At 68.3% G+C, this 6,259-nt stretch carries 8 protein-coding genes; all 8 read right to left on the reverse strand.

All coding sequences use genetic code 11. From position 1 onward, the window contains the following. A partial coding sequence (locus HY703_08875; GenBank protein ID MBI4545294.1) for an adenine phosphoribosyltransferase occupies positions 1–150 on the reverse strand: 150 nt, incomplete at its 3' end. A 115-nt stretch (positions 151–265) separates the two neighbouring features. Beyond that, positions 266–1,006 (reverse strand): hypothetical protein, encoded by a 741-nt coding sequence (locus HY703_08880; protein MBI4545295.1) that lies wholly within the window; start codon positions 1,004–1,006, stop codon positions 266–268. 137 nt (positions 1,007–1,143) lie between these two features. Next, the gene (locus tag HY703_08885; GenBank protein MBI4545296.1) at positions 1,144–3,381 is read right to left on the reverse strand and encodes a TonB-dependent receptor; all 2,238 of its coding nucleotides are present in this window, start codon (positions 3,379–3,381) and stop codon (positions 1,144–1,146) included. After that, positions 3,378–3,980 (reverse strand): DedA family protein, encoded by a 603-nt coding sequence (locus HY703_08890; protein MBI4545297.1) that lies wholly within the window; start codon positions 3,978–3,980, stop codon positions 3,378–3,380. The genes HY703_08885 and HY703_08890 overlap by 4 nt, the downstream gene beginning before the upstream one ends. 65 nt (positions 3,981–4,045) lie before the next feature. Continuing rightward, positions 4,046–4,690, reverse strand: coding sequence for a protein-L-isoaspartate(D-aspartate) O-methyltransferase (locus tag HY703_08895; protein ID MBI4545298.1), 645 nt, complete (start codon positions 4,688–4,690; stop codon positions 4,046–4,048). Next, positions 4,687–5,436 carry a 5'/3'-nucleotidase SurE gene (gene surE, locus HY703_08900; GenBank protein ID MBI4545299.1) on the reverse strand — a complete coding sequence of 250 codons (750 nt, stop codon included), beginning with the start codon at positions 5,434–5,436 and terminating at the stop codon, positions 4,687–4,689. Before surE ends, HY703_08895 begins: the two co-directional genes overlap by 4 nt. After that, positions 5,436–5,786: a MerR family transcriptional regulator gene (locus tag HY703_08905; GenBank protein ID MBI4545300.1), complete on the reverse strand. Its 351-nt coding sequence runs from the start codon at positions 5,784–5,786 to the stop codon at positions 5,436–5,438. Before HY703_08905 ends, surE begins: the two co-directional genes overlap by 1 nt. Before the next feature lie 53 nt (positions 5,787–5,839). Next, positions 5,840–6,259, reverse strand: a 420-nt coding sequence (locus HY703_08910) for an NAD(P)-dependent glycerol-3-phosphate dehydrogenase (protein MBI4545301.1), incomplete at its 5' end; no start/stop codon positions are given.

Here is a 6,259-nt window from a genome sequence, read left to right on the forward strand (position 1 = left end):
CAGCCCCTCCACGACCTCGGGGAACAGCCTGGCATCCGAGAGCAGCGGCGTAATGTCCTTGAACATGATTCCCGGCTGCGGGAAATCCGGGATGTCACGGATGCGCGAGCGAATGCGTTCGATCAGCCCGGGGTTGTCCAGCGTTCCCATGACTCACTGCACTCGACGGTGCACGTTTTCCGGGCAAAAAGTGAACGGCCGGGAGTAGGACGGGCCATAATACCCGCCACACCCCGGCCCGGAAAGAAGCTGGCTGCTGACCCTGCTATTGCGGGACGGCCGCCGATCCGCCCACCGGGAAGTACATGTGCGCGCCCAGGATCAACCTCACGTTGCTGACTCCGCCGCCTAGCTCGGTGGCGGCGGACGGCCGGGTGGTGCCGAAGTTGGCGAAGTCGTTGGGGCCCAGCGGCACGTCCACCATGTGGTTCATGGCCTCGAAGCGCAGCACGATCGAGCTCCAGACGAGCATGTCCGCACCCATGCCTACGACCAGCGCGCGCTGCGAGCGTTCGCTGCCGGGGCGGAAGAACGTCTTCGTTCCGCTGCTCGCTTCGAAGCTGTAGCGGTAGGTGCCCACCCCCACTGTGATGAACGGGGCAAAACCCACGGAGCGCGGCGTCCAGGGCCATACGCTGAGGCCGGCATCCAATGCGCTGATGCGGGCTGCGCCAAAGCCGGTCTCGAAGCGGGAACCGTCCATGTCGCCGGGTTGCTCCCGGAACGTGGTCGGCTCGAGGCGCCCGCTCCCCCGGGCCACGTGGAGCCGGAGCGCCAGGTAGCGCGTGGGATACCACTCGGCGTGCAGGCTGGCCGCCGCCACCTCGGAGATGTCGACTGTCTGCGTGACTTGCTGCTGGCCTTCCCCCTCCGTCTCCGACACGAAGATGTGGTCAACTAGTCGGGAACCGAGGATGACGCCGCCGCCGAATCCCAGGCCGACTCGCGGCCTTTGCGCCGCAGCAGGCGCGGCCGCGAAGAAAGCCGCCACAAACAGGACCGCCACACCACCCCGCATATGCCCCCGCTCCTTCCCTCACACCTGTGGCCCGGGCCGGGCCGCCCTCGAGACGACCGGCCCGGCTCCACCCGCCGGGAAGGGGTGCAAGTTGTGCGCCGAGAAGCTGACGGCGCCCGGAGAGCTCAGTCCGGTGGGGCATCGCTGCCTGCGGCCATGCGGCGGAGCGGGATCGTCAGGCCAACATAGGCGTTGCGGCCGGGAGCAGGCTCGAAGAAGCGATTACCCGAGGCATTCGGCACCAGGGAACCGCTGTAGCGGGCATCGAACACGTTGTTCAGTCCCAAAAAGGGCGAGATGCCGATCCGGCGCCGTTGACCCTCGAAGCCCAGCCGCAAGTCCACGACCCCATAGGCATCGTTGAGGAAATCACGGAGCGGCTTGCTGCTCCCTGGCGGCGGACCGTTGAAGTCATTGGCGAAGGTGTCATCTACCCAGCGGAAATTGAGCTCGCCGTAGACCCCCGCCGGGTGCTGGTATTCCACTCCGGCAAAGAGCCGACGGCGCGGCAAGCCCGGCACCTTCCGGCCCCGTAGCTGCACCGTATCGCCGGCCGATGTTTCCTTCAGAAAATCGCGGAACTCGAGGTCCAGGAAAGTGAAGGCGAGCGTGGTGCTGATCCTGGGCAACGGCTGCCAGCCGATGCCCAGTTCGACCCCTGCCTGGCGGGTTCGGCCGGCGTTCCGGTGGAAGACTTCGTCCGTCGAGAGCTGGAAGGGGATCAGCGCATCCCGGACCGAGCCCAGATACGCGGCAGCCTCGTAGGATAGGCGGGCGGCGGGCCAGACCCCCTTCATGCCCAATTCGGCGATGCGGATCCGCTCCGGCTCGAGCCCGGGGTTGAAGCCGCCGGCGCCGTCGGGACGATTCCCCAGCTCACTCGTGGTCGGCGTCTGGAACGCGGTCGCCCAGTTCCCGTAGATGGTCAGGTACGGCACTGGCCGGAAGGCGATGCCGAATAGTGGGCTGACCTGGTCCATGCTCCGCGTGCCCGAATCGTCCGGATCCCGGGCGTTACACTGCTCTGCCCGGGAGCCCGGCTGCAGCCGGTCCTGGACGCGGAAGTGATAGGAGTCGTAGCGGCCGCCGAGGGTGAGGGCCCACCCGCTGCCCAGCTCGACGCCCACCTCGGCGAACGGGCCGACGCCAATCACCCGCTCGCGCTGCTCCAGCCCACGGCAGCCGAAGCGAATCGCCGCCGGAATCTCGGACGGCTCGATCCGGCCGATCAGCGTATCTGGCAGCCCCCGATTCTCGTGTTCGATGCGCGTGTCAGACTGGAGTTCGAGGTCTGCGCCGACCAGCCAGCGCACGCGCGCGCCAGCCAGCCGGCCCCGGTACGCGGCGCGCAGGCCGCCCGCCTCGCGTTCCAGATCAATGATGCGGCCGGGGATCGGGTTGAGCACGGATCGCCACAGGCCGTACGCGGTGGCGTCCAGGCTCGGATCGTCCAGCGCACCCCGCTGCAGACCGATGCCGAACTGCCCATGGCGCCCGCGCTCTCCAGCGCCCTGCGCCTGGACGAACGCCCGCGAGGTGCGCGGCGCCGTGTCGGCCGTCGCCCGGTCCAGCGAGCTGGGGTTCATGGCGAACGGCGAGTCGAAGAAGTTGAAGGTGGTGGTGAGGCGGGCATCGCGGAACAAGCTCGCGCGCCCAATCAGGTTCAGCGCCACCATCTCGGCGGCTGCGTGCTCGCGAAATCCTTCCACCGATGTCCGGCTCAGGTTGACCACGTAGCCCAACGGGCCGGCATGCCCGAGCGCCTTTGCCTGCAGCTTTCGCAGCCCGTAGCTCCCCGCTATCAGTTTCGGCTCGAGCTTTGACTCATAGGGCGGCGCGTCCTCGCTTTCCAGCGTGATCACGCCGCCGGCGGCGTTCCCATACAGCGAGGAGCTCGGCCCTCGCAGCACTTCGAGCCGCCCGGCCGCGCCCAGATCCAGGTTCGAGAGCTGAGATTGCCCGTCCGGCATGGTCGCGGGTACGCCGTCCACAATCAGCCGGACCCCTCGCACGCCGAACTGAGCCCGGGCTCCAGTGCCGCGAATCGAAATTCGATCGCCCAGCGAGAAGTTGTACCGGTTGTCCACGCCCACACCGGGCACGGCCCGCAGCACCTCGTCCAGGGAAAGCGTGGCCTCGCCCCGCTGGATCGCGGCCTGGCCCAACACCTGGAGCGCCCGCGGCGCCCGCTCGGCCGACCGCTCGCCTCGCGTCACGCCCACCAGCAACGGCTCCAGCCGGTAGGCCGGCCGGGGCGGCGCGGCGGCAGTATCCTGGGCGCGGCCGGCCGCCGCGGCGTGCAAGAGCGCCGGCGCAGCCGTGCTCTGCGCGCAGAGGAGCGCGAGAGCCCAGACCCACCTCATAACACCAGCTCGACCAGGAGAAAACCGCCCAAGAGCAAAGCCAGAAACAGCCATACCAGCCGCTCGAAGTACCGGTCAATGAATCCTCGGATGCCCGGGCCGAAGGCAAAGATCAAGCCGGCCACCAGGAAGAACCGCGCCCCCCGGCCGGCGATGCTGGCGAGCAGGAAGGCGGGTAGCGAGATGTGGAAGACACCGGCGGAGAGCGTGAAGACCTTGTAGGGGATCGGCGTGAAGCCGGCAATGAATACGGCCCAGAAATCCCATTGATCGTAAAGCGAGCGCACGCCCTCGAATGCGCCGGGTGTGACGCTCGGGACATAACGGAAAAAGAATTCGCCGACCAGAGCCCAAAGACCCCAGCCGATGCCGTACCCTGCCACGCCGCCCAGGACTGATGCACCGGTGCACAGTCCCGCGAAGAGCAGCGCTCGACGCGGCGCACCCAGCGCCAGCGCGATCAGCAGCGGGTCCGGCGGGATGGGAAAGAAGGAGGACTCGGCGAAGGCAAGGACGCCGAGGGCGACTCCGCCATAAGGCGTTTCCGCCCAGGAAAGCACCCAATCATAGAGCCGGCGCAAAAAACCCTGCCTTCGCACCCCCGCCCTTCCGGCGCGGCTCCCGCTATCTTGCGCCCCCTGCGCCCCCTGTGCCCCAACTCGCCTCATGCCGGCCAGCCGAATCGACCGACGAGCGGGACGAACGCGCAATCGGTGATCTGCTCGGCTTCCATGCCCTCTGCCGTGCGGCGCAACAAGGTCAGCCGCTGGGCGCTCCGATCCCCCAGCGGGAGCAGCAGCCTGCCATCGGGCGTGAGCTGCTCGATGAGCGCCGTGGGGGCGGATGGCGCGCCCGCCGTAACGAGGATGGCGTCGTAGGGGGCGTAGCGGCTCCAGCCGATGGTTCCGTCCCCCACCAGCAGCGCGACCGTCCGGATCCCCAGTCGGTCCAGCACGGCGCGGGCCCGTACGGAAAGCTCGCGCACTCTCTCCACGGAATAGACGCGCTCCGCAAGGTGGGAAAGCAACGCCGTCTGGTAGCCGCTTCCGGTGCCCACCTCTAGCACGCGATCCGCCGGCTCGAGTTGCAGCAGGCGGAGGTACAGCGCCTGCAGCGATGGCTGGGACGTCGTCTGCCCGAAGCCGATCGGCAGGGGCGCGTCCTCGTACGCGCGATGCCGTACGGCCTCTGGCACAAAGAGGTGCCGCGGCACCAGGTCGAACACACGCAGTACTTCCAGATCCTCGATCCCTCGTTCCCGGATCGCCTCGATCAGGCCGCGGCGCTGCCGCTCGAATCCGTCCCTCAGAACGCCAACTTCCACGACCCGATTTCCTCCAGCAGCCGATAATTGGTGAGGTCCAGGTGCAGTGGCGTGACCGAGACGTAACCCGAGTCCACGGCGCGGAAGTCGGAATTGGGGCCGCCGCGCCAGCGGCTCTCGCCGCCGCCGATCCAGAAGTATTCCCGGCCGGCCGGGTCCCGGGCCCGCGTCAACGAGCCCACGTACTCTCGCCGGCCGAGCGTCGTGACCTGAACGCCAGCGCACTCCTGCGGGCGCACGGGGGGCAGGTTCACGTTGATCAAGGTTTCTGCGGGAAAACCTTCCCGCCCCATCAGATTCTCGAGCAACCGGGCGATCACGCCCATCCACGCCTCGATCGCCTCAGGATCCTTGCCCGCGTAAGAAACCGCGACGGCGGGAATGCCCAGGATCGTCGCCTCCATGGCCGCCGCTACTGTGCCCGAATAGAGGACGTCATCCCCCAGGTTGCCGCCGTGGTTGACGCCGGAAAGCACCACGTCCGGGCGGCCGGGCAGCAGCTCGCCGATGGCCAGCACCACACAGTCCGTCGGCGTGCCGTCCACCACCAGCATGCCATCACGGCCTTCCCGAACGCGCAGCGGGTGGTGCAACGTCAGCGAGTGGCTGATCGCGCTCTGCTCCCGGTCCGGCGCCACCACGTGCACTTCCCCCAACGCGCTCGCCGCGCGGACCAGCGTGCGAAGCCCGAGCGCCAGGTAGCCATCGTCATTCGTGACCAGGATGCGCATCAGCGAGCGGGCGGCGGCTCGAGGACCTCCAGCAGGCGTTGCAATTCGCTGTGCAGCAACTCGATCATCGCGCCATCCATCGCCGCGCCAGCCACCTGCTGCAACTTCCCTTCGCGCCGCAGCTCCTCCACCTTCTGCCTGGCACCTTCGATGGTGTACTTCTCCTCGTGCAGCAGCCGCCTCAGCAACAGCAGGAGTCGGATCTCCTTGCGGCGATAGACCCGGTTTCCCGAGCGATTCTTCGGGGGGCGCAGCCAGGGGAACTGCGTCTCCCAGTAGCGCAGCACGTGGGGCTTCAACTCGAGCAGCTCGGCCACCTCGCCGATCGCGTAGTATTCCTTCCGGGTCATGCGGGCGCCACGGCGCAGCGGTGTGCCGGCGCCGGTCTCTCCCGCCCGCTCGTTCACCGCCACAACTCCGCCCTGGGCTCCCGCATCATCAGACTCTCCACTGCCGTGCGCGGCGCCCGCCCCTCGAACAACACGGCATGCACCTCGGAGACGATGGGCATCTCGATGTCCTCGCGTAGCGCCAAGCCGCGTGCGGCGCGCGTGGTCTCGACGCCCTCCGCCACCATGGTCATACCGGCCAGCACGTCCTCCAGCCTCCGCCCCTCGCCCAGCGCCACGCCGACGGCGCGGTTCCGGCTCAGCTCACCCGTACACGTCAGGATCAGGTCGCCCATCCCTGCCAGACCCGCAAAGGTCAGCGGATTCGCACCCAGCGCCACGCCCAGCCGCGCTATTTCCGCCAGCCCCCGGGTGATCAGCGCGGCCAGCGCATTGTGCCCCAAGCCCAGTCCGACGGCCATTCCGGAGGCGAG

It is taken from the genome of Gemmatimonadota bacterium (assembly GCA_016209965.1).
In the GTDB taxonomy this organism is placed as follows: domain Bacteria; phylum Gemmatimonadota; class Gemmatimonadetes; order Longimicrobiales; family RSA9; genus JACQVE01.